Source organism: Streptomyces sp. 8N114 (assembly GCF_052245835.1).
Classification (GTDB): domain Bacteria; phylum Actinomycetota; class Actinomycetes; order Streptomycetales; family Streptomycetaceae; genus Streptomyces.
In genome coordinates this window covers 125,360-151,575 of sequence record NZ_JBQQBT010000009.1, presented here as the reverse complement: position 1 = coordinate 151,575, position 26,216 = coordinate 125,360, and the positions used below count along the sequence as shown (strand labels likewise).

The window sequence follows — 26,216 nt, the reverse complement described above, 5'->3', positions numbered from 1 at the left end:
TAGGCTCCGTATGACTGCTAACGCCCGATAAATACGCTGGTATTCGGCCAGAGCCCGTGGGCGCCGTTCGCAACCCTGGTGGATCTTCGTACATGACACTCCTGATGGGCCCGCCCGCGGCGAGCGCGCCGCCGTTCAGCCGTCTCGCCGATGCTCCGCTCCGCCCACGGTCGGTCCTCCCCGGCCGGCAGCGCTGGGAGGTGGAGGCCGTACTCAGGCGGCCCAACCTCGCCCGGCTGCTGGAGACTTCGCTTCAGGCGGTGCCGGGGATCGACAGAGCGGAGGTCAGTCCGGTCACCGGCCGCGTGCTGCTGTTCCACGAGACGGCGCTGAGTTCGCGGGACGCCGCGCGGCTGCTGGGCGAGACCGTGGCGCAGGTGCTCACCCAGGCCGCGGACCACCCCGCACCTCGCCGGGCGCCTCGCGGAACGTCCCGCCGAGTACCTCGGCAAACTCCTCGCCGGGCGGACCGCGACGAGGACGAGGCACCACCGGTCGCCGACAGGACGCGGCACTCTTCCGGCACCGGCACCGGCAGCGGTGTCGGCGTCGTGGCGGTTGTGGGGGCGGGCGCGGGGGCCGCTGTGGCGCTCGGGGTCGGGAAACATGTGCTGAAGGTGCTGTCCGCTCCGTGGGTGAGCCTCGGGCTCGTCGCGGCCGCGACGACGGTCGTCATCAGACGCGCCTGGCGACGGTCGAACGCCGACAGAGCCGCAGCCGAGGGCTCCAGCGACACCTCCGGCGCCTCCGGGTCGCCCTCCCGCCGTCACTTCCTGACGAGACTCATCGGGCCGCACCGGCGCAAGTTCGCCCTTGCGACCGCACTGTCGGTGGTGTCCCAGGCCGTCGAAATGGGCCTGTTCGCGCTCATGTCCTACGCGATTACGGTGCTCGTCGGGGGTGGCAGCCAGACGCTGACCGGCCTGGGCCTGGTCGGCCTGGAGACACAACTCCCCTTCCTGGCAGGCGTCATGGCCCTGGCCGCAGTGGCATCGAGCGGCGCTTCGTACCTCGCAGGTTCCAGCTGGCACAAGCTCGCCCAAAGCATCGAGAGCGACCTTCGTACGACCACGTACGCGCACGTGCAACGGCTGTCGACAGCCGACCTGGAAGGTGAGCGGACCAGCCACACCACGCAGGTGCTGACCGAGGACATCAGCCAGCTGGGCAGCTTCGTCGCGCGCACCTTGCACGAGTCGACGCAGTTGGCAACCTGCTTCGCGGTGCTGGCACCCGCATACCTCCTGCTGGCCCCACAGCTGGCCTGGATCGCCTTCATCCCGATCCCGCTCGTCGCCTGGCTGGCCTTCCGCTTCCACGAGCGCACGGCCGACGACCGCGCGGCGTCCGCCGCCACCCGGTCCCGCCTGCACGCCCGCCTGACCGACAATCTCCAGTCCAACGTGATGGTCAAGGCCGCGTGCACCGAGGAGTACGAGGAGCAGCGCGTCGCCGAGCTGTGCGCGGAGCACGGCGAGGCGAACTCCCGTACCGACCGCAGCTCCGCCGTCCAGGCCCAGTTGGTGCGGATGTGTGCGATGGCGGCAGTGCCCACCACGATCCTGCTGGGCGGTAAGGCAGTGCTGCGCAGTGAGCTGCCCCTGGAGCGCCTCACTCCGCTGCTGGACCTGCCCGCGATCACGCTGTCGCGCCTGCACCGGCTCGGAGACATGACGGACGAATACCGCCGCTCCGTCGACGCGTTCGAACGCGTCCAGCGGCTGCTGGACCTGCCCCAGGAGCCCTCCGAGGGCAGCAGGGAACTGCCCGCCGACGGAATCCGCGGACAACTCGACCTGCAGAAGGTGACGTTCGCCTATCCCGGCCGACCGCCGGCCCTGCGTGACCTGTCGATGCACATCGCTCCGGGGCGGGTCACCGGCATCGTCGGGACGACCGGCGCGGGCAAGACGACCGTCGCCAAACTCCTCATGCGCTTCCGGGACCCCGACACCGGCCAAGTGCTGCTGGACGGTGTCGATGTGAGCGAACTGCCGCTGCACGAGCTGCGGGGTGTGATCGGTTACGTGTCCCAGGAGCCATTCGTCTTCGACGGGACCATCGCGGAGAACATCCGCTACGGAACCTTCGACGCCGACGAGCGCCGCGTCGCCCAGGCCGCGCGCGCCGCCGGGGCCGACTCGTTCATCAAGTCACTGCCCGACGGCTACGACTCCCAGGTCGGTGAACGGGGCGCCGCGCTCTCCGGTGGCCAGAAGCAGCGCATCGCCCTTGCGCGTACCTTCCTCGCCGATCCTCCTGTCGTCATCCTCGACGAGGCCACCTCAGCGGTCGACAACGAGACCGAGGCAGCCATCCAGCGCGGGCTCGAAGCCTTCGCCCAGCAGCGGACGCTCATCGTCATCGCCCACCGACTGTCCACCATCCGCAACGCCGACACCATCTACGTCCTGGAACGCGGCGGCGTGGTCGCCGAATGCGGAACCCACACCGAACTGGTGCAGCGCGGCGGCAGATACGCCAACCTGTGGCGCCTCCAGTCGGGCGAGCCCCCGGCATCCCGGCCGACCGAGCAGGAGCACCAGCCGCCGCCCTGGTTGCGCGCCCTGCCGAGCTGACGGGGGCCGCGAAGCACGAAGGCACCAGGGGCCGTAGCTGCTCCTCGCTGCCGCGCGCCCCCGGTGCCTCGGTTCCGCTCTCTCGTGGGGTTATCTGCTCGGTTTCTTGCTTTCCGCTCTCGGTATTCCTGGAATGGGTACGCCGAATCAGCCGCTGCGCCGGTAGCTCAGTGTTCGGAATCGGTACCGACGACAACCAATCCAGGTGTTCGGAACGGAACCCGGAGAAAGCGAGTCAGTATGGCGAGTCGAACGAGCGGGCACCCGATCGATGAAGAGAAGGAAGTGCCCCCTCGGCAAGCCCTCAACTCCTACACCGAGTGGGACCCGCTCAACGAAGTGGTCGTCGGAACGCTGGCGGGTGGGGTGTTTCCCACGTGGCAGGAGTCGATGGCCCATGTCGTACCCGAAACCGCTCGTTCCGTCTTCCAGGAGCGAGGCGGCCTTCCTTTCCCGGCAGACCATCTGAAGGCTGCTGAGGCGGAGTTGGATGCCCTGGCCGACACTCTGACCGCCGAGGGTGTCAGGGTGGTCCGGCCGGAGCCCGTGGAACACCAGCGGCCGTTTCGCACACCGGCGTGGGAGAGCACCGGCGGGTTGTACGCGGGGATGCCCAGGGACCTGCTGGTGGTCATCGGGGACATCCTCGTCGAGGCACCGATGTCCTGGCGGTGCCGGTACCACGAAGTGGACGCCTTCCGTTCCCTGATCAAGTCGTACTTCCGGCGCGGAGCCCGGTGGCTTCCCGCTCCTCGCCCGCAGCTGGCGGACGAGCTGTACCGCACGCCGGGCGGCGACCTCGCCAACGGCGACCGGTGGGCCGTCACCGAGTTCGAGCCCGTCTTCGATGCGGCCGACTTCCTCCGCTTCGGCACCGACGTGGTGGCCCAGCGCAGCCATGTGACCAACCAGTTCGGTATCGACTGGTTGCGGCGCAGTATCGGCGAGGAATTCACCGTCTCGGTCATCGAGACCAACGACCCGCACGCCATGCACATCGACGCCACGCTCGCTCCGCTGGCTCCCGGGAAACTGCTGGTCCACCCCGAACGCTATGTGCACTCGGAGCTTTTCGACGGCTGGGATATTCTGCCGGCGCCGCCTCCCACGCTTCCGGACGATTGGCCCATGTACTTCTGCAGTCCATGGGTCAGCATGAATGTCTTGTCACTCGATCCGGAAACCGTGGTCGTGGAGCGCCAGGAAAAGCCGCTGATCGAGGCGCTGACCGACTGGGGCTTCCGCTGCGTTCCGGTTGACTTCCGTCATGTGTACAGCTTCGGCGGGTCCTTCCACTGCGTCACCCTGGACACCGTGCGCGAGGGAGGAGCACGGAAGTATCTGACCTGACCGACGCCTGACCGACGGGCCTGCGGAGCATTCCGGAGCCGGGGGCCGGGAGCTGGTCAGCTCCCGGCCCCCGGCCCTGCGTTCCTCATTCCGGCTCCTGCTTGCTTTTTACTCCTGACCGTCCATGGCGCGGGCAAGTGACGCGGGGCGCATATCGGCCCACGAACGCTCGACGTACTCCAGGCACTCCCGGCGGCTGCCCTGGGGATGCGCCACGCTCCAGCCGTCGGGCACCTCGATGGAAGCGGGCCACAGCGAGTGCTGGTTCTCGTCGTTGACCAGCACGAGGTAGGGCGCGTCCTCGTCTTCGAACGGGTTGGTGCTGGTGGTCATGTCAGCTCTCCTGGTCGGTGACGTACACGTCGGACGGCTGCCGACGGCGCTGAGCGGGAAGGGGCAGGTCGATGGTGCCGATGTCGCCGACCGGCCGGTCCAGGTCCGTCGTCAGCGCTTGCAACAGGTCTCGCAGCTGATCCAGGAGGACTTGTGCGGTGGCTGTCTCGATGAGGCCCGGCCGGTGGACCAGGTGCAGGCTCATCCGGGGCTGCGGCACGACCAGGAGGCTGAGAGGGTAGGCCGGAGTGTCGTGACAGTGGGCGATGGTGGCGCGAAGCTGGGCGTCGACCGGTTGCCAGTCGGCTTCCTCGACGGGGTAGTTCTCGAAGGTGACGAGGGTGTCGAACAGTTCAGGATGGCCGGTCATCCGCTGGATGTCGGTGACGCCCGGATGCTGGTGAGCCAGCAGGTCCGACTGTTCGTTCTGCAAGCGGGCCAACAGCTCCCCCACCGGCTCGGCCGGGTCCCAGCGCGCACGTACCGGTACACGGTTGATCAACAGACCGACCATCGTCTCCACTCCGGGGAGGTGTGGGGGACGTCCGGAAACGGTGGTACCGAAGACCACATCGTCCTGGCCGGTCATCCGGCCGAGCAGGAGTGCCCAGGCGCCCTGGACGAGGGTGTTGGTGGTCAGATTGCGCTCACGGGCCACGGCACCCAGCGCGGAAGCCACCTCCTCGGACAGTTCGGCACTCGTCTCCCGGTGGGGTTGCGCCGGCCCGTCGCTGTCCCTCGGCGGAGCGAGCAGGGTGGGCCCGGCCAGGCCGGACAACGCCTCTCGCCAAGCGGCCTCGGCCGCTTCCCGGTCCTGCCCGGCCCGCCAGGCCAGGAAAGCCCCGTAGTCAGGGGCCGGGGGGAGGCCGCTGGGATCGCCCCCGGCGGCGTAGGTGGCCCACAGCTCCCGCAGCAGTACGGGCATCGACCAGCCGTCCAGCAGGTTGTGGTGCTGGGTGATCAACAGGTGGTGGCGACGGGCAGACAGCCGAATCAGCACCATCCGCAGCAGCGGCCCGGCGGCCAGATCAAAGCGAAGGGTCCGTTCGGTGGCTGCCAGCTTGTCCGCCTCCGCCTGTTGAGCAGCCGGGTCCAGCCCTTCCAAGTTCTCCTGGCGCCATGGCAGTTCGGCCTGGAACGGAACGACCTGCACTGCTCGGCCCAGCCCTTGATGTGGGCAGCCGACGCGGAGGGCGGAGTGCCGGTCCAGCAGCGCCTGTCCGGCCGAGCGCAGTGCACAAATGTCCACCGGGCCGTCCAGGACCAGAACCAACTGATTGACATTGACGTCCGCGAGGCTGCTCTCGTAGCAGTCGAGCGTCTGCTTCAGCATCTGCTCCTGCACCGGCGTGAGCGGCCAGATGTCCGCCAGCCCCGTCCGGCCGACCGCGGGTGGCCCGGGCCGCTCGTCGGCCGACTGCCCGCGCTGCTGGGAAAAGTCGGCCTCCAACCGCTCGATCTGCTCCTGGGTGAGGTCGACCAGCGGTACGTCCGAGGGCGTCAGCCCGCCCATGCCGGGCCGGTCGGCGCACGCGGTGATGGCCTCAAGTGCGACGAACCACATCCGTGCGAGTTCGTCCACCGCCTCCCCGTCCAGCAGCGTTCCGTTCCAGGACCAGGAAGCCACCAGCTGAGGGCCTGCCGGGCCGTCGTGAGTGACCGCGTTGATCTCCAGGGGGTGGGGCTGACGGGTGTCCGTGCGGTCTCCCCCGGACAGCTGGGCCGCAATCTCGTCCGCCAGCGGAACCCATGGTGCTTCCCCGCCGGGAGCGCTCTGCCGGCCCAGGTAGTTGAATCCCACCTGGGGGATGGGCAGATCGGCCAGTGTGGGCGCGGTGTCGGGGTTGAGGTAGCGCAGGAGCCCGAAGCCGAGGCCGTCGCCCGGCACGGCCCGGAGTTGCTCCTTGAGGGATTTGACCGCCCTCGCGAGTTCCGATCCCGCCGCCCGCAGCTGGGACCAGGTCAGCGGCTGCGGGGTGAGCCGGACCGGGTGGACGCTGGTGAACCAGCCCACGGTGCGGGACAGGTCCACTCCGGGTGCCAGGTCCTCGCACCGGCCGTGGCCCTCCACGTCCACCGTCACCGCGCCGTCGGACCCTCCGCGGCGGCGCCGCCACTCTGCCGTCGCCAGGCCGAAGGCGGCCAGCAGCACGTCCTGCACACCGGCGTGGAAGGCGGTCGGCACCCGGGTCAGCAGCGCTGCGGTGGTCTCGGTCGGCAGCGTGAGGGTCAGCTGCCCGCCCTGGCTGTCCGTCCCGTGGCCGGAATCCAACTGCTCTGCGCGCATCAGGGGTTCGGTGTCTTCCAGCATGGCCTCCCATGCGGGCAGTTCGGCCGTACGACGTGGGTTGTGCGCCTCAGCGGCCAGCAACTGCGTCCAGCGACGTACGGAAGTACCGACCGGCTCCAATGCCGGCTTTGCTGTCCCTGCTGTCTCCCAAGCCGTCCGAAGGTCCGGCAGCAGGATCCGCCAGGACACTCCGTCCACGGCCAGGTGGTGAATAACCAGCAGGAGACGCCCGGACCGTCGTGGCCCCGCATCGAACCACACTGCTTGCAGCATCACCCCCGCCTGCGGGTCCAGCCGGCCACGTGCCGCGGCGAACTGCTCGGCCACAACCGCGTCCAGTTGCTCGTCGTCCAGCCCGGCTGTCTCCACCCGGCTCACGAGCTTCGCGGCTTCCACCGTTCCAGGCGGCTCCACCCGCAACGACCAGTCTCCCTCGGGCTGCTGGACGGTCAGCCGCAGCCGCAGCGCGTCGTGGTGGTCGAGGAGGACCTGCACTGCTCGTTCAGCGCGCCGCGCCTCGGCGCCGGCGGGAGCCCGTACGAGCGTCGCCTGACAGAAACCGTCCACGGCGCCGCTGTGCTGCCGCCACCACTCCACGATCGAGGTCGGCAAGATGTCGCCGGTGCTGATGTCCGGCTCCGTGCGCGCCTCGGCCGGCTCCAAGTGATCCTGCGACCGGGCGGCGACGGCCAGCGCAGCCACCGTCTTGTGGGTGAAGACATCCCGCGTGGTGAACACCAGCCCGGCCGTCCGTGCTCGCGCCACCAGTTGGATGGCCAGAATGCTGTCCCCACCGATCTCGAAGAAGTTGTCGTCCACGCCGACCTTGGTCATGCCCAGTACGTCAGCGGCCAGTTCGGCCAGCGTCCGCTCCTTCGGAGTGCGCGGTTCGCGGCTCTCCGGGGTCGCGTGGTGCTCGGGAGCGGGCAGGGCGGCCCTGTCGAGCTTTCCGTTCGGAGTCAGCGGCAACGCGTCCAGGAAAGCGAAGTCCGCCGGGACCATATGGGCAGGGAGGGACGAGCCGAGGTGTGAGCGCAGCTGTTCCGATGTGAGCTCCCCGGCGCCCGCCACCACGTAAGCGATCAGCCTGCCCTGGCGAACGGCCACCGCCGCCTGCGCGACATCTGAGCAGGAGAGCAGGGCCGATTCGATCTCTCCCGGCTCGATCCGGAATCCGCGGACCTTGACCTGGTCGTCCGCCCGGCCGACGAACTCCAACTCCCCGCCCGGGAGCCATTTCGCCAGGTCGCCGGTTCGGTACATACGAGAACCCGGCGCACCGAACGGGTCAGCCACGAACCGTTCCGCGGTCAGTCCCGGCCGGTTCAGATAGCCGCGTGCCACTCCCGCACCGGCCACATACAACTCCCCCACCACACCAGGCGGTACGGGCCGCAAAGACTCGTCCAGTACGTACACCCGTGCTCCTGTGACGGGCCTGCCGATCGGCGGGGCCGTCGAGGAGGGGGTCAGCGGTTCGCTCGTCGTCGCGCACACCGTGGTCTCGGTCGGGCCGTAGGCGTTGATCAGCCGCCGCCCGGGTGCCCAGCCTGCCACCAGACCCGCGGGGCAGGTCTCGCCTCCGACGGTGAGTGTCGGTACTGACACCGAGGAGGGCTCGACGGCAGCGAGCACGGAGGCCGGTACGGCGGCGTGGGTGACGCCGGGGCCCGAGTCGGTGAGCGCGGACAACAGATCGGTCCCCGGCGCCAGCACCAGCGTGGCCCCTGTGAGCAGTGCGCTGCACAGGTCGCAGACGGACACATCGAAGCTGGGCGAGACCAGTTGCAGAACCCGGCTGTCCGGGGTGAGGTCCAGCCGCTCGGTCTGGGCCGCGACCAGGGAAGCGATACCGGTGTGGGTGACCACGACCCCCTTGGGACGGCCGGTCGACCCGGAGGTGTAGATCACGTACGCCGGGTGCCGGGCCGACAGCGGCGTGCCACGCTCGGCGTCCGTGACATCTGCGCCGTCCATGCTCGCGATCTCACCGGCGGCTGCCGGATCGTCGACCGCCAGCACCGGCATGCCCGCCCCGTCCGGCAGCCGTGCCGTCGACGCGCTGTCCGTCAGCAGCACGACCGGGGCGGCGTCCTCCAGCATGAGGGCGACTCGCTCCACCGGGTAGGCCGGATCGACCGGCACATATCCAGCCCCTGCCTTCAATGCCCCCAGCACCGCCATCACCAGGTCCACCGACCGTTCCATGGCCACGGCGACCAGCGACTCCGGTCCCGCACCCCGCCGCAGCAACGACCGCGCCAGCCGGTTCGCCCGTTCGTTCAGCTCCGCGTACGACATCTCCTCTCCGCCGCACGCCACGGCCACCGCGTTCGGCGATCGCCGCACCTGCTCCTCGAACAACTCGGGCAGCACCCGCTCCGGTGCCGCCTCCTCGGTGCTGCTCCACTCCGTCAACAGCCATTGCTTGTCCGCCGCCTCCAGCACCTCCAGCCGGCGCAGCGGAGTCCCGGGCGCTGTCTCCAGTGCGGCGAGCAGGCTCTCGGTCGCGGTACGCAGCATGCGGCACACCGTCGAGGCGTCGATCGGTTCGGCCGCGTCGACCGTGAGGTCGAAGCCGGAATCCGTGGCGTCGATGGATGCTCCGAGCGGCATGTCGATCGTCTGATCGGCGTGCAGCCACTCGGCTCCGGCCAGCCGGGCCTGTTCGGCCGGTTCGCCGGACGAGATGTGCCGGAAGTTCAGCAGCGAGGTGAACAGGGGGCCCTGACCGGCGGCCATTCCGCTCGACCGCACGGCCAGCGCCAGCGGCGCATGCTCGTGGACGAGAAGGTCGGCCAGTTGGTGATGCATGTCCCGCACCGCGTCCCTGACGCCGACGCCGCCGTCGCGTACGCGTGCGGGCAGGGTGTTGATGTACAGGCCCGGGCCCCGGTCCGAGCCCGTTCCGCCCTGCATCCGCCCGAACAGCACCGTGCCGAAAACCACGTCGTCGCGTCCGGAAGCCGCCGCGACCACCCTCGCCCATGCCACATGGAAGAGGGTTGCCGCGCTCACCGAGAGCCGGCGCGTCTGCTCCCGTAGCCGCTCGACCAACTCCGGCTCCAGGACGATCCGCTCCCGCCGCACCGCCGCGCGGTCGTCCGCCTTCGCCAGCCCGAACGGCGTGGTCGGGTGCTCCACATCGCCCAGCAGAGCGGCGAAGTGGTCTTCGTGTTCCTCCCGCGTCATCCGCAAACGGGCCTGTCCCACGTAGTTCCGGAAGGACACCGGGACGGGCAGCTCGGCCTCACGTCCCTCCAGCAGGGCCCGTACCTCCTCCAGCATGATCTCCAGGCCCTTGTGGTCCTGCACCAAGTGATGGACCTGGAGCAACGCGAGCCACCGCTGCCCGCCGGGTTCGGCCGCGGTGAGCACCCGAGCCAGCGGCGCACGTCCCACATCGAACGCGTCACGGCCTGCGGCGAGCAGGGAGGACACCGGGTCCGTTCCGTGCTCCAGCGTGACCGCCCGCACGGGCAGGGTCACCTGTCGCGCCACGACCTGCACAGGCTCGCGCAGGCCCTCCCACAGCACCGCGGACCGCAGGCAGTCGTGCCGCTCGATCACCCGCCGCAGCGCGGCGAGAAAGTCCGCCAGTTGTGGTTCGGTGGCGAAGCCGAGCACTACCGAGAGGACGTACGCCGCCTCTTTGTCCGGGGCTCTGTCCGGGGCAGCCGCACCAGCCACACCGGTCCGCATCAGGTCGTGGAAGAGCAGGCCCTCCTGAAGGGGCGCCAGTGGGTAGATGTCCTCCACGTTCGCCGCGCCGCCCGGGACACGGGAGACGATCTGCCGCAGCTCCGGCTCCGTCAGCCCGGCCAGCGGCACCATCTCCGGCGTGATCACTTCGGCCCCGTCCGGGATGAGGCACGGTGGGACGGTGACCTCTCCGGCGCCGATCGCCGCCGCGAGCTCGGCCACTGTGGGGGAGGCGAACAGGGTGCGTACGTCGATGCCGATGCCCTGCTCCCGCAGCCGCTCCACCAGGGCTACGGCCAGCAGTGAATGCCCGCCCAGCTCGAAGAAGTTGTCATCCACTCCGACCTGCTTCAGGCCGAGGACCTCGGCGAAGCCCGCACACAGGGCCTGCTCCCTGGGCGTGCCGGGAGCACGCCCGGAGTCGCCGCCGTCTGTCGTGCTGCTGGGAGCGGGCAGGGAGTTCCGGTCCAGCTTTCCGTTCACCGTCACCGGGAACGCGTCCAGGAACACGAAGGTCGCGGGCACCATATGACGCGGCAGCGCTTTCGCGACGTGGCTCCGCAGGGCAGCCGCATCGGGCCGAGCCGGTTCCGGGCGGCCACCGCCCACGCCTTCCGAGCCGCGCGCCCCACTCGTGGGGACGATGTAGGCCACCAGGCGCTGGTCGCCGGGCACGTCCTCACGCAGCACCACCGCGGCCTGCTCCACGCTCTCGTGCCCGGCCAGGACCGCTTCCACCTCGCCCAGCTCCACGCGGAACCCGCGGATCTGCACCTGCTCGTCCGCCCGCTCCACGAACTCCAGCTCGCCGGCCGCGTTCCAGCGCACCAGGTCCCCGGTGCGGTACATCCGCTCCCCCACCGCGAACGGGCACGCAACGAACCGCTCCGCGGTCAGTGCCGCACGCCCCACGTAGCCTCGGGCGACCCCTGCGCCCGCCACGTACAGCTCCCCCACCGCGCCGGGCGGGGCGGGCTGCAACGCCGCGTCGAGCACATATGCCCGCATGTTGGCGATGGGCCGGCCGATCGGCACATCCCCGTCGGGGAGCGGCGCTCCCGGGGGGAGCCGGTAAGCGGTGCAGCCGACGGTGGCCTCCGTCGGCCCGTACTCGTTCGTGACTGTGACGCCCGGGTGGGACTGACGCCACTCGCGCAGCTGCGCCGCGCGGAGCGGCTCCGCACCGAGCAGCAGCTCGCCTGTGGGGGCGCAGTTCTCGGGTGCCGCCTTGAGGAGGGGGAGGTGGCTGGGGGTGATGTCGAGGAATGCCGGGCGCTGTCCGTCCAGGGTGGCGGCGAGTTCTGTGCCCAGCTGGGCGATGTAGATCCGGCCGCCGCTGGTGAGCAGGGCGTGGAAGGCGGTCGCCAGCGCGTCGAAGGAGATGGTGTGGTGCAGGACCGCGCTGTCGCGCAGCTCGGGGAACTCGTGCCGGCAGCGCTGCACATAGTTGACCAGGCTGCGATGTTCGACGGCGACGCCCTTGGGCCGCCCCGAGGAGCCGGAGGTGTAGATCACGTACACCGTGTTCCGTACCGACAGCGGTGCCCGGCGCTCGGCATCCGTCACGTCGGAGTCGTGGAAACCGGCGAGTTCGGCCGCCGCTTCGGGATCGTCGAGCACCAGCACCGGTCCGCCGAAACCGCCCACCGGCCCGCCCGCGGACGCTCGGTCGGTCAGCACCGCGGCGGGGGCGGCGTCCGTCAGCATGGAAGCCACCCGCTCGACGGGGTAGGCCGGGTCGATCGGCACATAGCCGCCCCCGGCCTTCGTCACGCCCAGCAGCGCCACCACCACGTCCACCGAGCGCTCCATCACCACGCCCACCAGCGCCTCGGGCCCCACGCCGCGCGCCACCAGCCACCGCGCCAGCCGGTTGGCGCGCTGGTTCAACTCGGCGTACGTGACCTTCCGGTCGCCGCACACCACGGCGACCGCGTCGGGTGAGCGCCTCACCTGCGCCTCGAACAGCGCGGGGAACGGCACGTCAGGCATCTCCTGCCCGGTCGCGTTCCACTCCTGAAGGACGCGCCGGCGTTCGGCCTCGTCCAGCAGCGGGGCACGCCCGACGAGGTCCTGGTGGGAGGCTGCCGCGAGCCAGTCGAGGACGCGCAGGAACCGGTGCGCTGTGGTGCCGAGCTCCTCCAGGGTGTAGAGCTCCTGGCCGGCGTCGAAGGTGAACTCGGCGCTGTTGTCGAAGGCGCGGTCGTAGAGCGTGATCGACAGGTCGTCGCAGGGGCCGAAGGAGACGAGGTGTGCGCGGGTGGCGCACGCACCGAACGAGACGGCGCCGAAGGACTGGATGTTGACCGAGAGTGCTACGAGATCACCCACGTCCCCCACCCGCTTGAGGTCCCGGACGATGTCCTCGTAGCGGTAGCGCTGGTGCCGCAGAGCTTCCCGGATGTGCTCGGAGGTGTGCGCCAGGAGTTCTCCCACCGACATCTCGGGCCGCACCGTGAAGCGGAGAGGGAGCACGTTCGCCGCTGTACCGGGTGCCCGGCGCTGCTTGCCCCGCTCCCGGTTCAGCACCGGCAGCCCGATGAGGATGTCCTGCGCCCCGGTGGTGCGGTGCAGGAAGACGGCTGCGGCTGTCACGAGCAGGGAGGAGAACCGGGTCTCCAGCCGTTCTGCCGCCGCCTTGAGGGCCGCGATGTCGTCGGGCTTCAGGCCGTGCGTATGCCGGAGGGGCGACTGGGCCCTCGTGGAGGCCGTCCGGCCGCTCGGACTGACCGCGCGCGGCGCGTCGCCCAGGGTCTCGAGCCAGTACCGGCGGTCGTGCTCGCGCTCGGGTGCGGACCGGTATGCGGCGTCGGCGTCGAAGAGAACGGAGACCGGCTCCAGAGGGTCGCCCTGTGTCCGGGTGCCGTGCGACAGCTCCTCGTAGAGCTGCGCGGCCCGTTCGGCGACGAGCGAGGAGCCGAAGGCGTCCAGCAGGAGGTGGTGGAAGGCGTTGAACCAGAAGAAGCGGTCCGGGGCCACTGTGAACAGGGCCTGCGTGAAGAGTGGCCCTGTGCCGACGTCGAGGGGCCGCCGCAGAGCGGCACGCATCCACTGTTCGGCAGCACCGCGCGGGTCGGATTCCGTGCTGACGTCGATGAGGTGCAGGGGCCAGTCGTCGGAGACTGCCGGCTGTTGACGTGCGTCGCCGTTCTCCGTGGGGGTGAAGCGAAGGTGCATGGCTTCGGCTTCGCCGACGGCGCGGCGCAGGGCGGTTTCGAACCGCCGCACATCCAGCGGGCCGATGATCTCCAGATACTCGCCCGTGAAGTAGGCCGCTTCGCCCTCGGAGCTGAGCCGTTCGGCATGCCAGATGCCCAGCTGGGCGGCTGTCAGCTCGTAGGAAGTGGTGTCAGACATGCTCGCTCAGGCTCTTTCCGCCTCGGGGGATTCGGTCTTCGGTGCGGAGGCGCGTCAGCCGAGCAGCATGGCGGAAGAGGGCTGCGGGACCAGGCAGTCGGCAACGCTGTGCAGCTTTTCGCAGGTCTCTTCGTACTCCCGGACCGGATCGGACTGCTCCACGATCCCGGCGCCGGCCCGCAGCCAGGTGCGGCCGTCCCGTTGGAAGATGCTCCGGAGTACAAGCGCGGCATCGAGGCTGCCGTCCGCGCCCGCGGTGAGCACCGCGCCCGCGTAGGGTCCGCGCGGGCCCGGTTCGTGCCGGCGGATCTCGTGGTACGCGGCGGCCTTGGGGATGCCGGATGCGGTGACGCCGGGGAACAGCGCGGCGAACGCGTCCCACGCGGTGCGTCCTGCGTCGAGGTTTCCGGTGACACGTGAGCCGAGGTGCTGGACGCTGCCGCGCGGTTTGACGGACATGAAGTCACTCACCCGCACGCTGCGCGGGTCACACACCTGCTGGAGCTCCTCGAAGGACGCCTTTACCGAGATCGCGTGCTCATAGATCTCCTTGGCGTTGCGCAACAGATCAGCGCGCAGGCGCTCGTTGGCCTCCGGCACGTCGGAACGGGCCCGCGTCCCCGCCAGCGGCTGGGTGGTCACCATGCCCGCGGAGGAGACCTCGGCGACCGTCTCGGGGCTGAAGCCGGCGCCGCGCAGCCGCCCGAAGTCGAACAGGAAGGACCGCGCGGGAGTGTTGCGGCGCCGCCCGGCCGCGTACGTCGCGGCGAGGTCCACCTCGAAGTCCACGGGCAGGACGCGGGAGAGGATGACTTTCTGGAGCCGGCGCTGCTCGATGTGCTCCACCGCCGTACGTACCGACTCCTGGTAGGCGGCGGCGTCGTGGCGGTCGACCTCCACGCAGCGGGGCTGCTCCGGCGCGGTTCCGCCGTCGGTGGTCGCCTTGTCCACGGCGTGCGTGCCGCTGCCGACGCCCAGGAGAAGCTGCTCCAGCATCTTCTCCCGCTCGACGGGGTCCATCGCCCGCCCCCACACCCGCCCGGCGCCGAAGGACACCTCGACCCGGGGCAGCACCAGGTGCAGGAGCGGGTCGGCGGAAGGTGGCACGGAGAGACCCGCGCCAGGGTAGGCGAGCTCGAACGCGGCCCACCCGTAGACCCGCCAGTCCGCCACGGGCAGCCCGTCGAGGAGTTGCGCCACCGGCTTCAGGTCCCGGCCGTCCCAAGGGAGCGAGGCTTCGGCGCCCTGCCGGCTGAGACGGACCCGTGCGTGGTCGGCGACCAGTTCGCCGGCGATCCCTCCGGCCACGGTGTAGACGCCGTTTTTCTCGTACACCAGATAACGGTCGAAGAACTGCGACCTGATCAGTCCGACTGCGGCAGACAACGGGTCCGTCGACAGATCGGCACAGAATTCTTCGTAGTGAGACCTCGTGGCCAAATCCAGCTCTCTTTCCTTTTCCGGTGGGGGTGCATTCATGCAGACACGCGCCGCTGCGCATTCACGTACGACGCGGCGTGGTCTGGCGGCTTCGGGGGATCAGCCGGCGAGGAGAAGGTCCTGCACCTTTTTCTTGTCGGGCTTACCGATAGGAGTCAGCGGCATTTCCGGCAGAATGTGCAGGTGTTCCGGCAGCTTGAATGCGGCGACACCTTTGGCGGTGAGAAACTTCTTCACGTCGGCCAGGTCGAGCCGGGCCCCGGAACGCAGTACGACGCCCAGTCCGAGACGTTCTCCGGTGACGGAGTCCGGCATGGGTACGGCGACTGCCGCGCGGACGCCGGGGATGAGGCAGGCCAGGTCCTCGATCTCCGCGGCTGAGATCTTCTCCCCGTTCCGGTTGATCACGTCCTTGGTCCGGCCCTCCACCACCAGATTTCCGCTCGGGTGCCGCCGTACGACGTCACCGGTGCGGTACCAGCCCTCCGCGGTGAAGCTGCGGGTGTTGTGCGCACCCCCGCGGAAGTACCCACGCGGCGTGTAAGGGCCCTGGGTGAGCAGCTCGCCGTGCTCGGCGGGCCTGCCCTCGGCATCGACGATCCTGATCTCGTCCCCCGTGCTGATGGGGCGGCCCTGGGTGCTACGGATGATCTCCGGCGGGTCGTCGAGCCGGGTGCAGTTGAGCAGGCCCTCCGCCATCCCGAACACCTGCTGCACAGTGCAGCCGAACGTCGCCTCGAGCCCGGTGACCACAGACTCCGGGCAGCGTGCTCCGCCCACCTGGACGAGAGACAGGCTCGCGGTGGCGTAGCGGGACTGCGCAGCGCGTTCGAGCCACCGCTGGGCGAGCGAGGGCACCAGGGCCGTGGCAGTCACCTGGTGCCGGTCGATGGCCGCGAAAGCAGCCTCGGGCTCCGGCGAGGGGACCAGGACCACCTTGCCGCCCGCAGCCAGGGTGCCGAGCAGTCCCGGACAGCCCAGCGTGAAGTTGTGCCCTGCGGGCAGAACCGCCAGATAGACGGTGCGTTCGTCGAAGCCGCACAGCTCGGCCATGCGGCGGAAGTTGTACTCGTAGTCGTTGTGGGTGCGGCCGATCAGTTTCGGCGCACCGCCCGTCGTTCCGCCGGACAGCAGCAGGAGTGCCAGGTCGTCGGGTGCTGGTGACCGCGCACCGGACGGCATTCCGGCACCGGCCTCGTCCTCGCTCCCGCTCTCGCCCACCAGAGTGGAGCGGAGGGAGAGCGACGCCGGGTTCGCCGCCCGGCTCACGGGGAGCACCCGGCAGTCCTGGCCGCTCGCGGCGACGACCCGGTGCGCAAGCTCCTCGTAGTCGCACTTCCGGTCGGGCGCCCCCACCACGATCGCGGCGGCCCCCGCGCTTCGCACCAGATGAACCAGTTCATGCTCGCGGTACTGCGGCAGCGCCAGGACGGGCGCGATCCCCGCCCGCATGCAGCCGAGCAGAAGCGGGACGAACTCCCAGCAGTTGGGGAGTTGCAGGACGACATTGTCCCCGTCCCGCAGTCCAAGCCGCAGCAACCGCGCCGTGATTCTTGCGGTGAGCCGGGCCAATTCCGTATAGGTCAGCGAATGGCGATCGTCCAGCACGGCGGCTCGGTCGCCGTAGCGCTCCTCCCATTGGGAGGGGAATTCCCCGAGCAATTGGTGACGCCAATATCCTTGACGTTCGTATTCTGCCGCGACGGCATCCGGCCAAGAAACCTGTCCTGCGCGGCGCATATTTTCCCCCACAGTGCCCTCTCACCAGAGGCAAACCTGCCCGGCGTTCCCGAATACAACGCTAGCGACCAATCGGGGCGGCGAACCTGCTGTCGCGGTTTTCTCACCCGATCGAGGCGGCCCGGCGGAAAGAGGGCTGCTCCCCCAGGCGGCTGCTCCGGGAGGCCCGGATCGGCGGCAGTGCCCGGCGCTCACGGGGAGCGCCGGGCTGGGGGTGGTGTCGGCTACCGGAAGTCGGCGGTGTGGTCGGTCACCCACTGCCGGTAGGTGCGGGGCGGGCGGCCCAGCAGTTCGGCGGCTCCCGTCACGACCGTTTCCGGGTCGGTCTCCATCACGGCGTGGGCGTCGAGGATGCCCTCCGCGTAGGCGGGGGACAGGCCGGCTGCGAGGAGGTCGGCGTGGGCTTCCTCGCGGGAGAGCCGTTCGACGGCGAGGGGGCGGCCGAGGACCTCACCGATGATGGCCACCTGCTCGGCCTGGGTGAGCAGTTCCTGCCCCGTGAGTTCGGGTGCCGTCCCCACCAGGTCGTCGGTCAGCAGGGCGCGGACGGCGGCGGTGGCGACGTCGGCCTCGTGCACAAGGGTGCGGGCTGCCTTCGGGTAGGCGATACGGACGGGACCGCCCGCGCGGACCTCGGGCGCCCAGCCCAGGGTGTTGCCGGCGAACCCGCCGGGCCGCAGCAGGGTCCACTCGGCGCCGGAAGCGCGGATCAGCCGTTCCAGCGCCGCGTGCGTGCCGAGGATGTCCTCGCCGAGCTCCGCGGTGTCGTCGTCGGGTACGCCGCGGGTCGACAGGTAGACGATGCGGCGGGTGCGACCGGCGAGCGCTGCGACGACCTCCGCCGAACCGCGCGGACCGGCCAGCGGCCACATGAGGAAGACGGCGTCCACCTCCCCCGCGAGGGCTTCGGTCAGGGTTGCGGGGTCCGCGAGGTCACCGCGTACGACGTCGACCAGGTCGCCGCGTGCGGCCTCGACGGCGTCCGGCAGTACGGCGGTTTCCGGGTTGCGGACGAGCACGCGTACGGCGACTCCCGCCGCGACGAGCTGTGCCGCCACCTGTCCGCCGACCTTGCCTGTCGCTCCGGTTACCAGAATCACGGCTGTGCTCCTTCGGGTGCGTTTGATGCGCGGGTTGCTGCTGTGGGCCGCGGCTGTTGCCAGGGCGAGTGTGCCGCGTGATCAAACCCTGCAAGTTGAAGTGAGGTTCAAGTCAACTCCGCGGCCGGGGCAACCCCGATGGACGCTCCCCCGTTGCCGGGCACGGCCCGCACGGCGAGGCTGGCCGCATGATCCCGGCGAACACCACTGGCGAGGGCGGCACGACGGTGGTCTACGGCACCGGCCCACAGGCGCCGGAGCCGGGACCGCCCGTGCTGGACCTCTACCTCGACATGCGCTGCCCGTACTGTTCCCGGGCTGAGAACGCGCTGGGCGGCACGATGCAGCAGCTCGCCGACGAGGGGGAGTTCGTGCTGCACTTCCACTTCGGTACGTTCATGGACGACAAGCTGGGCGGGCAGGGCTCGCAGCATGCGCTGGCGGCGCTGGGGGCGGCCGCGGATGTGGGGCAGGCCCAGTTCCTGACGTATCTGCGTACGCTCTACCGGAACCAGCCGCACGAGGGCCACGACGGGTTCGCGGAGGACCGGATGCTGCTCGGGCTGGCCAACGACGTGCCGGGGCTGCGCCGCCGCTCGTTCGACGAGGCGGTGCTGGAGAGGGCTTACCGCAACTGGGCGAAGCGAGTCAGCCGCGCCTTCGACGAGAGCAACGTTCCGGCCACCCCGACGGTGGTCTTCCGGGGGCGCCCCGTCGCCGTGCTCGACGGCAGGGGGCAGGCAGTGCGGCCCGAGCAGTTCGCGGCACAGATCCACGACGCGACCGGGTGACCGCCGGCAGCCGACGACAGCGAGGGAGAGCATGGCCGACCAGCAGCAGCTCGAAATCTCCGACAACACCGCCGAGAGCCGCTACGAGGCGCGGATCGGCGGTGCCCTCGCAGGGGTCGCGCAGTACCTCCGTGCCCCCGGCGTGATCGCGGTGACGCACACGGAGGTCGAGCCCGCGTTCGAGGGTCAGGGGATCGGCGGCGCCCTCTCGCACCACATCCTGGAGACGGCCCAGGAGGCGGGCGACAAGGTGGCCCCGATCTGCCCCTTCTTCGCGAACTACATCCGCAGGCACCCCGACTACCAGCCCCTGGTCTACGAGAAACAGGACGAGTGACCGCACGGGACGCGCCCCGAAGGGGCGCGGGGAACTGCGCGAGCAACCACTACGCACCCGCAGCCTGCGGACGGCAGCCAGGGGCACCCCCTAAACCAGCTCCGGGATGATCTCGGAGCCGTACGCGTCGACGACTTCCTCCTTCGCATCGTGCATGGCGTACAGCGCGAACTGGTCCACGCCGAGTTCGGCGAGCTCGCGGAGCCGGGTGACATGGGCCTGCGGAGGCCCCAGCAGGCAGAACCGGTCGACGATGTCATCGGGCACGAACGCGGTGTCGGGATTGCCGGCCCGGCCGTGGTGCGCGTAGTCGTAGCCCGCGCGTTCCTTGATGTAGGAGGTGAGCGCCGCTGGTACGGCGTCGGAGTGCTCGCCGTACCGGGCGACGAGGTCCGCGACGTGGTTGCCGACCATGCCGCCGAACCAGCGGCACTGCTCACGGGCGTGCGCCAGCGCCTCCGGGGTGTCCTCGCACACATAGGCGGGTGCGGCGACGCAGATGGTGACCTCCGCCGGATCGCGGCCCGCCTGCACCGCGGCCTCCCGTACGGCGCCCACCATCCAGGCGGTCAGCAGCGGGTCGGCGAGCTGGAGGATGAAGCCGTCCGCCTCCCGTCCGGCCAGCGCCAGCGCCTTGGGCCCGTAGGCGGCCATCCACACCGGCAGCTGCCCATCGCGGACCCACGGCAGCCGCACCGGGGTGCCGCCCACCACCGCCTCGCGGCCCTCGGCCAGCTCGCGGATGGTCCGCATGGCCTCCCCCAGCCTGGCGAGTGTGGCGGGCGGGCGCCCGGCGACCCGCATCGCCGAGTCGCCGCGCCCGATGCCGCACACGGTGCGGTTGCCGTACATCTCGTTGAGGGTGGCGAAGGTGGAGGCGGTGACCTCCCAGGAACGGGTGCCGGGGTTGGTGACCATGGGCCCGACGACCAGCTGTTCCGTCTCGGCGAGGATGCGGCTGTGGATGACGTACGGCTCCTGCCACAGCACCGGCGAGTCGAACGTCCAGCCGTACCGGAAGCCGTTGCGCTCGGCGCGCCGCATCAGCGCGACGGTCCCGGCACCGGGCGGATCCGTCTGGGCGACGAGTCCGAAGTCCATGGGCATACCCCTTACGAGTCCACATTCAGTTGAGAAGGTGTCAGTTGAGAAGCTGGCAGATTCCGCGCGGGACATACCGGCCGTGCCCGGCCCGGCCCGCGTAGCTGCCCCGTTCCACGACCGGCTCGCCGCGCGAGAGCACCGTCTCGACGCGGCCGGTGATGCGTTTGCCCTCGTAGGCCGAGTAGTCGACGTTCATGTGGTGGGTCTCGGCCGAGAGGGTCTGTTCGGCGTGCGGGTCGTAGATGACGATGTCCGCGTCCGCGCCGGGCGCCAGGGTGCCCTTCTTCGGATAGAGGCCGAACATCCGGGCCGGGGTGGCGCAGGCGATGTCTATCCAGCGGCGCCGGGTGAGGTGCCCGTCGACGACGGCCTGGTGGAGCAGGTCCATCCGGTGCTCGACGCCGGGCATCCCGTTGGGGATCTTGGAGAAGTCGCCCCTGCCCAGCTCCTTCTGGCCGGTGAAGCAGAAGGGGCAGTGGTCGGTGGAGACGACCTGGAGGTCGTCGGTGCGCAGCGCCCGCCACAGCGCCGCCTGGTGCTCGCGGGGCCGCAGCGGGGTGCTGCACACATATTTGGCGCCGCCGAAGTCGGGCTCGGCGAGGTTGTCGGTGCTCAGATAGAGGTACTGCGGGCAGGTCTCGCCGAAGACGGGCAGGTCCATTCCGCGTGCGGCGGCGAGCTGTTCGACGGCTTCGCTCGCGGAGACATGGACGACGTACAGCGGCGAGCCGGCGACCCGGGCCAGCTGGATGGCCCGGTGCGTGGCCTCGGCCTCCAGCAGCGCCTTGCGGACCTCGCCGTGGTGCCGCGGGTCGGTGCGGCCGGCGGCGAGGGCCTGTTCGACCAGGACGTCGATGGCGATGCCGTTCTCGGCGTGCATCATCGTCAGCCCGCCGTTGGCCGCGGTGCGCTGCATGGCGCGGAGGATCTGGCCGTCGTCGCTGTAGAAGACGCCCGGGTAGGCCATGAACATCTTGAACGAGGTCACGCCCTCCTCCACCAGGGCGTCCATCTCCTTGAGCGTGCCGTCGTTCACATCGGAGAGGATCATGTGGAAGGCGTAGTCGACGGCGCACCGGCCCTCGGCCTTGGCGTGCCACTGGTCCAGCCCCTCGCGCAGTGCGTGGCCCTTGGTCTGGACGGCGAAGTCGACGATGGTCGTGGTACCGCCCCAGGCGGCGGCGCGGGTGCCGGTCTCGAAGTCGTCGCTGGAGAAGGTGCCGCCGAACGGGAAGTCCATGTGGGTGTGGCCGTCGACGCCGCCCGGGATGACATACCTGCCGGTGGCATCCAGGGTGCGGTCCGCGGTGAACGACGCGGCGGCGGCGCTGTTCCGGGCGGCGACGGCGGCGATACGGCCGTCCTCGACCAGGACGTCGGCCTCCGTCTCGTCGGCGGCGGTGACGACGAGGCCGCCCTTGATCAGGGTCGAGGTCATACGGACTGCCCTCCTGTCAGTTCGGACTCGGCGGTACGCAAGGCGCTCTCCAGTACGGCGGCACCCTCCTCGGCCTCGGCGACGGTCAGTGTGAGCGGCGGCGCGATACGCAGCACGCTGGAGGTGGAGTGGCCCCCTCCCTTGCCGATGAGGACGCCGCCCTCGCGTGCCGCCTCCAGCACGATCGACGCTGCCTCGGGCGAGGGCTCGTCGGTACCGGGCACCACCAGTTCCACGCCGGCCATCAGTCCACGCCCGCGTACCTCGCGGACGACGCCGAGTCTGGGGGTACCTCCCGGCCGGAGGCTGGGGGACGCCGCGGCGCGCAGCCGCTCCAGCAGCAGACCGCCGACGCGGCGTGCGTTGCCCTGGAGGTCGTGTTCGAGGAGGTAGCCGAGGTTGGCGTTGGCCGCCGCCATGGTGACCGGGCTGCCGCCGAAGGTGGAGATGGAGTTGGCGTCCAGGCAGTTCATGATCTCGGCACGCGCTACGACGCCGCCGACGGACATCCCGTTGCCGATGCCCTTGGCGAAGGTGAGCATGTCGGGCGGGCCCGCGGCGCCGTGTGCCTGCCAGCCCCAGAAGTGGTCGCCGGTCCTGCCCCAGCCGGTCTGCACCTCGTCGCTGATCCACAGGATGCCGTGCTGCTGGAGGAGCTCACGGAAGGCGGCGTAGAGCCCGTCGGGCGGCGAGGTGAAACCGCCGACGCCCTGTACGGGTTCGGCGATCAGCGCGGCGACGTCCGAGCGGGCCTGGCCCAGCATGTCCGCCAGATCGGCGACGCAGGCTTCGATGAACTCCGCGTCGTCCAGGTGTGCGAACGGGCCGCGGCTGCGGACGCTGCCGTGGATGTAGAGGGTTTGGAGGGGCGAGAGGGAGGTGGGCGACCAGGAGCGGTTGCCGGTGATGCCTACGGTGGAGAAGGAGCGGCCGTGATAGCTGTTGCGCATCGCCAGCACCTGGTTGGACCGGCGGTAGGTGGTGGCCAGCAGCAGCGCGGCGTCGTTGGCCTCGGTACCCGAAGTGGTGAAGAAGACCCGCGCGTCGGGGATGCCGGAGAGCGCGGCGATGCGCTCGGCGAGCTCCACCATGGGGCGGTTGAGGTAGAGGGTGGAGGTGTGAAGGACACGTCCGGCCTGCTCGGCGACGGCCTTGGTGACCTCCGGCAGCGCATGGGCCGTCATGGTGGTGAGGATGCCGCCGAAGAAGTCCAGATAGCGGCGCCCTTCGGCGTCCCAGACATGCCGCCCCTCGCCGTGTGTGAGCTCCAGCGGTTCGGCGTAGTAGAGCGCCAGCCAGTCGGGCAGCACCGCTTGGTGCCGGGCGTGCAGTTCGCGGTGGACATCGGTACGGGTGCCGGGCGACGGCTCGGGCCGGGCGCTCACGGCTGCACCAGCCCTTCGTAGGCGTCCGGCCGCCGGTCCCGGTAGAAGGCCCACTGTTGCCGGACTTCGTCGATCATTCCCATGTCCAGGTCGCGGACCAGCAGTTCCTCCTCCTTGTCCGAGGCGATGTCACCGACGAACTGGCCGCGCGGGTCGACGAAGTAGCTCGTCCCGTAGAAGTCGTTGTCGCCCAGCTCCTCGGTGCCGACGCGGTTGATGGCGGCGACGAAGTACTCGTTGGCGACGGCGGCGGCGGGTTGTTCGAGCTGCCAGAGATAGGCGGAGAGGCCGCGCGAGGTGGCCGACGGGTTGTAGACGAGCTGCGCGCCGGCCAGGCCCAGCGCCCGCCAGCCCTCGGGGAAGTGCCGGTCGTAGCAGATGTAGACGCCGACCTTGCCCACGGCGGTGTCGAACACCGGCCAGCCGAGGTTGCCGGGGCGGAAGTAGTACTTCTCCCAGAACCCCTTGACCTGCGGAATGTGGTGTTTGCGGTAGGTGCCCAGCACGGTGCCGTCGGCGTCGATGACGGCGGCGGTGTTGTAGTAGAAGCCGGAACCGTCGACCTCGAAGACCGGGGAGACGACGACCATCCCGGTCTCCCGCGCCAGCTCCTGCATCCGCCGGGTGGTGGGCCCGTCCGGGACCGGCTCGGCCCAGCGGTAGTGCTCCGGGTCCTGGACCTGGCAGAAGTAGGGGGCGTTGAAGACCTCCTGGAAGCCGATGATCCGCGCGCCCCGGCGAGCGGCCTCATGGGCGTGCTCCTCGTGCTTGGCGATCATCGACTCGGTGTCGCCTGTCCAGGTCGCCTGGACCAGCGCGGCACGTACAAGGTCGGGCATGAGCAGCTCCTTCACGAGGATGTTCTCGAGGGCGGCAGCCTGTTCGACACGCGTAGATATACGTGAGGTTGAGACCGTAAGTCCCCTCTCCCCGCCTGACAAGAACCCGTACGGGGCGGCGAGCAGCTCACCTCTTTACTGGTCCGTAACCTACCGACGGGTTACCCCGGGTAGCCCAACGCGCTTACTCTCCAGTCACTTTCACCCCCACCCCTGGGTCACCCTCGACACTGGAGCTGCGCATGCGCCCCTCCCCCACCTCAGGGCACGTTCGTACGGCCGCCGTCCTGCTCTCCGGGACGCTCGCCGCCACCGGTCTCGCCGTCGTACCGGCCGCGACGGCGCAGCCCGCCGAGGCAGCAGCAACGGCAACGGCCACCTTGGGCGTGGACTTCGTCGACATCAAGGGCGACGGCGGTATCACCCTCAAGGGCAACGTGTTCCTCCCCGAGGGGGCGGCCAAGGACTCGGCCCGCAAGTACCCGCTGATCGTGCTGCCCACCAGCTGGGCCAGCCCGCAGATCGAGTACCTCGCACAGGCCCAGAAGCTCGCCGACGCCGGCTATGTGGTGGTCAGTTACAACTCCCGCGGCTTCTGGCAGTCGGGCGGCCGGATCGAGACCGCCGGGCCGAAGGATGTCGCCGACGCCTCCCGCGTCATCGACTGGGCGCTGGCCCACACCCCCGCCGACAAGGACCGGATCGGCATGGGCGGCGTCTCCTACGGCGCCGGTATCAGCCTGCTGGCAGCCGGACACGATCCGCGGGTCAAGGCCGTCACCGCGCTCAGCGGCTGGGCAGATCTGATCGGCGCCATCTACAGCGGCCGCACCCAGCACCTTCAGGCGGCCGGGCTGCTCGGCGCCTCGGGCGAACTCACCGGCCGCCCGAGCCCCGAACTGCGGGAGATCATGAAGAACTTCCTCTCCTCCAACCTGGACAAGGAGGACGAGATGATCGCGTGGGGCAAGAAGCGTTCCCCCGCGACCTACCTCGACAAGATCAACGACAACGGCGCCGCCATCATGCTCGGCAACGCCTGGAACGACTCGATCTTCCCGCCCAACCAGTACGCCGACTTCTACGAGAAGCTGCGCGGCCCCAAGCGGCTGGAGTTCCGTCCGGGCGACCACGCGACCGCCGAGGCGACCGGCCTGCTCGGGCTCCCCAACGACACCTGGTCGCATGCGCACCGCTGGTTCGACCGCTACCTCAAGGGCGAGTACAACGGCATCGACAAAGAGGCTCCCGTACAGCTCAAGTCCCGCACCAAGGACGACTACGAGGGCTACAAGAGCTGGAACGACGTCCCCTCCGGCAACCGCACCGTGTCACTGGGCGGAACGAAGGAGCTGGCCACCGGCAAGAACTCCGGCGCCGACGGCGGCACCATCTTCCTGAGCGGCATCCTCGACCAGTTCCTCAAGCTCCCGCCGGTCGTCTCCGTACCGCTGCTGCCCCGCTCCCGCTCCGCCGTATGGCAGTCCGAGCGCTATGCGGAGGACACCCCGGTACGCGGCACGCCGAAGCTGCACACGACGGTGACCAGCGACAAGGAGAGCGGCACCTACTACGCCTACCTCTACGACGTCGGCCCTCTCGGCACCGGCAAGCTGATCAGCCACGCCCCCTACACCTTCCACGGCCGCACTCCCGGCAAGCCCTTCGCCGTGGACCTGGAGCTGTTCTCAACCGCGTACGACGTGCCCAAGGGCCACCGGCTCGCCGTCGTCCTCGACACCGTGGACCCGCTGTACGCGGAGTACAACCCGGACGGCGCCCACCTGGCGTTCTCCTCGCCGAAGGACAACCCGTCCCGGCTCACGGTGCCGACGGGGCAGGGGGCCGACCGGGACGGCTAGCCGACCGGGAGCTTGTGTACATATGGGTTTTTCCACTCGGCACTGAAGGAGGGGCAGTCCGCGTCACCGCCGTCCCAATACATGGTGACCTCGACCGAATCCGGGGTGCGGTCGATGGCGAAGTCGGTCTTCACCTTGTACGTGTGCAGCCATCGCAGGCTGCCGCTCCCGGCACGCTCGCCGTCGACGCGGATCTCCCATCGGATGCGCCGGTCGGCGCAGTCGTGGGGCACGGAGAACGTGAGTTCTCCGCCCAATTCGCGGCCTTCGAAACCGAAGTCGCGGCCCGTACCGTCGGGGCGGAAGCTGCTCTCGGCACGCTTTCGCACGTCCCAGGTGAAGTAGCGGTGTGGGGACGAACCCTGACCACCGCCTGTTTCCGTACGGAAGACGGGAGTTGATCCGTGATCGGCGTAGGTCAGATAGAGCGAGCCCGCCGTGGTGAGTAGCAGGATCAGGGCGGTGACCACGACCAGGATCGAGAGCAGGACAGCGACGCCGGTGCCCAACCCCGCCTCGCGCCCGGCGTCGCGCCCTTCTTCGTCTGCCTCCCCCTCAGCGGCCATGGA

General features: G+C 69.9%; 15 protein-coding genes. 5 read left to right on the top strand and 10 right to left on the bottom strand.

The window, feature by feature from the left end; all coding sequences use genetic code 11:
* Window positions 1-92 precede the first annotated feature (92 nt).
* Window positions 93-2,579 (top strand): ATP-binding cassette domain-containing protein, encoded by a 2,487-nt coding sequence (locus ACTWQF_RS20805; protein ID WP_443281099.1) that lies wholly within the window; start codon window positions 93-95, stop codon window positions 2,577-2,579.
* 285 nt (window positions 2,580-2,864) lie between these two features.
* Window positions 2,865-3,929 (top strand): amidinotransferase, encoded by a 1,065-nt coding sequence (locus ACTWQF_RS20800; protein ID WP_443281098.1) that lies wholly within the window; start codon window positions 2,865-2,867, stop codon window positions 3,927-3,929.
* A gap of 108 nt (window positions 3,930-4,037) precedes the next feature.
* Here the strand turns inward: ACTWQF_RS20800 and ACTWQF_RS20795 are convergent, their stop codons facing one another.
* The 5 genes from ACTWQF_RS20795 to ACTWQF_RS20775 all read right to left on the bottom strand — a co-directional run bounded on the left by ACTWQF_RS20795 (window position 4,038) and on the right by ACTWQF_RS20775 (window position 17,891).
* Window positions 4,038-4,262, bottom strand: coding sequence for an MbtH family protein (locus tag ACTWQF_RS20795; protein WP_443281097.1), 225 nt, complete (start codon window positions 4,260-4,262; stop codon window positions 4,038-4,040).
* 1 nt (window position 4,263) lies between these two features.
* Entirely contained in the window at window positions 4,264-13,611 is a 9,348-nt protein-coding gene (locus ACTWQF_RS20790) for an amino acid adenylation domain-containing protein (RefSeq protein ID WP_443281096.1), read from the bottom strand.
* A 54-nt stretch (window positions 13,612-13,665) separates the two neighbouring features.
* The gene (locus ACTWQF_RS20785; protein ID WP_443281095.1) at window positions 13,666-15,051 is read right to left on the bottom strand and encodes a salicylate synthase; all 1,386 of its coding nucleotides are present in this window, start codon (window positions 15,049-15,051) and stop codon (window positions 13,666-13,668) included.
* 99 nt (window positions 15,052-15,150) lie between these two features.
* Window positions 15,151-16,713: a (2,3-dihydroxybenzoyl)adenylate synthase gene (locus ACTWQF_RS20780; RefSeq protein ID WP_443281094.1), complete on the bottom strand. Its 1,563-nt coding sequence runs from the start codon at window positions 16,711-16,713 to the stop codon at window positions 15,151-15,153.
* A 302-nt stretch (window positions 16,714-17,015) separates the two neighbouring features.
* Complete coding sequence (locus ACTWQF_RS20775; protein WP_443281093.1) at window positions 17,016-17,891, bottom strand: NAD(P)H-binding protein; 876 nt, start codon at window positions 17,889-17,891, stop codon at window positions 17,016-17,018.
* 188 nt (window positions 17,892-18,079) lie between these two features.
* Here ACTWQF_RS20775 and ACTWQF_RS20770 point away from each other — a divergent pair, with 188 nt between their 5' ends.
* Both ACTWQF_RS20770 and ACTWQF_RS20765 read left to right on the top strand, forming a co-directional pair.
* Window positions 18,080-18,682: a DsbA family protein gene (locus ACTWQF_RS20770; protein WP_443281092.1), complete on the top strand. Its 603-nt coding sequence runs from the start codon at window positions 18,080-18,082 to the stop codon at window positions 18,680-18,682.
* Window positions 18,683-18,713: 31 nt separating this feature from the next.
* Complete coding sequence (locus tag ACTWQF_RS20765) at window positions 18,714-19,019, top strand: GNAT family N-acetyltransferase (RefSeq protein WP_443249003.1); 306 nt, start codon at window positions 18,714-18,716, stop codon at window positions 19,017-19,019.
* 90 nt (window positions 19,020-19,109) lie between these two features.
* On the opposite strand, the gene ACTWQF_RS20760 is transcribed toward ACTWQF_RS20765, so the two are convergent.
* The 4 genes from ACTWQF_RS20760 to ACTWQF_RS20745 are packed head-to-tail and all read right to left on the bottom strand — an operon-like array spanning window position 19,110 to window position 23,785.
* Window positions 19,110-20,120 (bottom strand): TIGR03842 family LLM class F420-dependent oxidoreductase, encoded by a 1,011-nt coding sequence (locus tag ACTWQF_RS20760; protein WP_443281091.1) that lies wholly within the window; start codon window positions 20,118-20,120, stop codon window positions 19,110-19,112.
* A gap of 40 nt (window positions 20,121-20,160) precedes the next feature.
* The gene (hydA, locus tag ACTWQF_RS20755; protein WP_443281090.1) at window positions 20,161-21,561 is read right to left on the bottom strand and encodes a dihydropyrimidinase; all 1,401 of its coding nucleotides are present in this window, start codon (window positions 21,559-21,561) and stop codon (window positions 20,161-20,163) included.
* Complete coding sequence (locus ACTWQF_RS20750; RefSeq protein WP_443281089.1) at window positions 21,558-22,946, bottom strand: aspartate aminotransferase family protein; 1,389 nt, start codon at window positions 22,944-22,946, stop codon at window positions 21,558-21,560. The genes hydA and ACTWQF_RS20750 overlap by 4 nt, the downstream gene beginning before the upstream one ends.
* Complete coding sequence (locus tag ACTWQF_RS20745) at window positions 22,943-23,785, bottom strand: nitrilase-related carbon-nitrogen hydrolase (RefSeq protein WP_443281088.1); 843 nt, start codon at window positions 23,783-23,785, stop codon at window positions 22,943-22,945. The genes ACTWQF_RS20750 and ACTWQF_RS20745 overlap by 4 nt, the downstream gene beginning before the upstream one ends.
* Window positions 23,786-24,027: 242 nt before the next feature.
* Between ACTWQF_RS20745 and ACTWQF_RS20740 the strand changes: the two genes are divergently transcribed.
* Window positions 24,028-25,647 (top strand): alpha/beta fold hydrolase, encoded by a 1,620-nt coding sequence (locus ACTWQF_RS20740; RefSeq protein ID WP_443281087.1) that lies wholly within the window; start codon window positions 24,028-24,030, stop codon window positions 25,645-25,647.
* Here the strand turns inward: ACTWQF_RS20740 and ACTWQF_RS20735 are convergent.
* Window positions 25,644-26,213, bottom strand: coding sequence for a hypothetical protein (locus tag ACTWQF_RS20735; RefSeq protein ID WP_443281086.1), 570 nt, complete (start codon window positions 26,211-26,213; stop codon window positions 25,644-25,646). The genes ACTWQF_RS20740 and ACTWQF_RS20735 overlap by 4 nt on opposite strands.
* Window positions 26,214-26,216 lie beyond the last annotated feature (3 nt).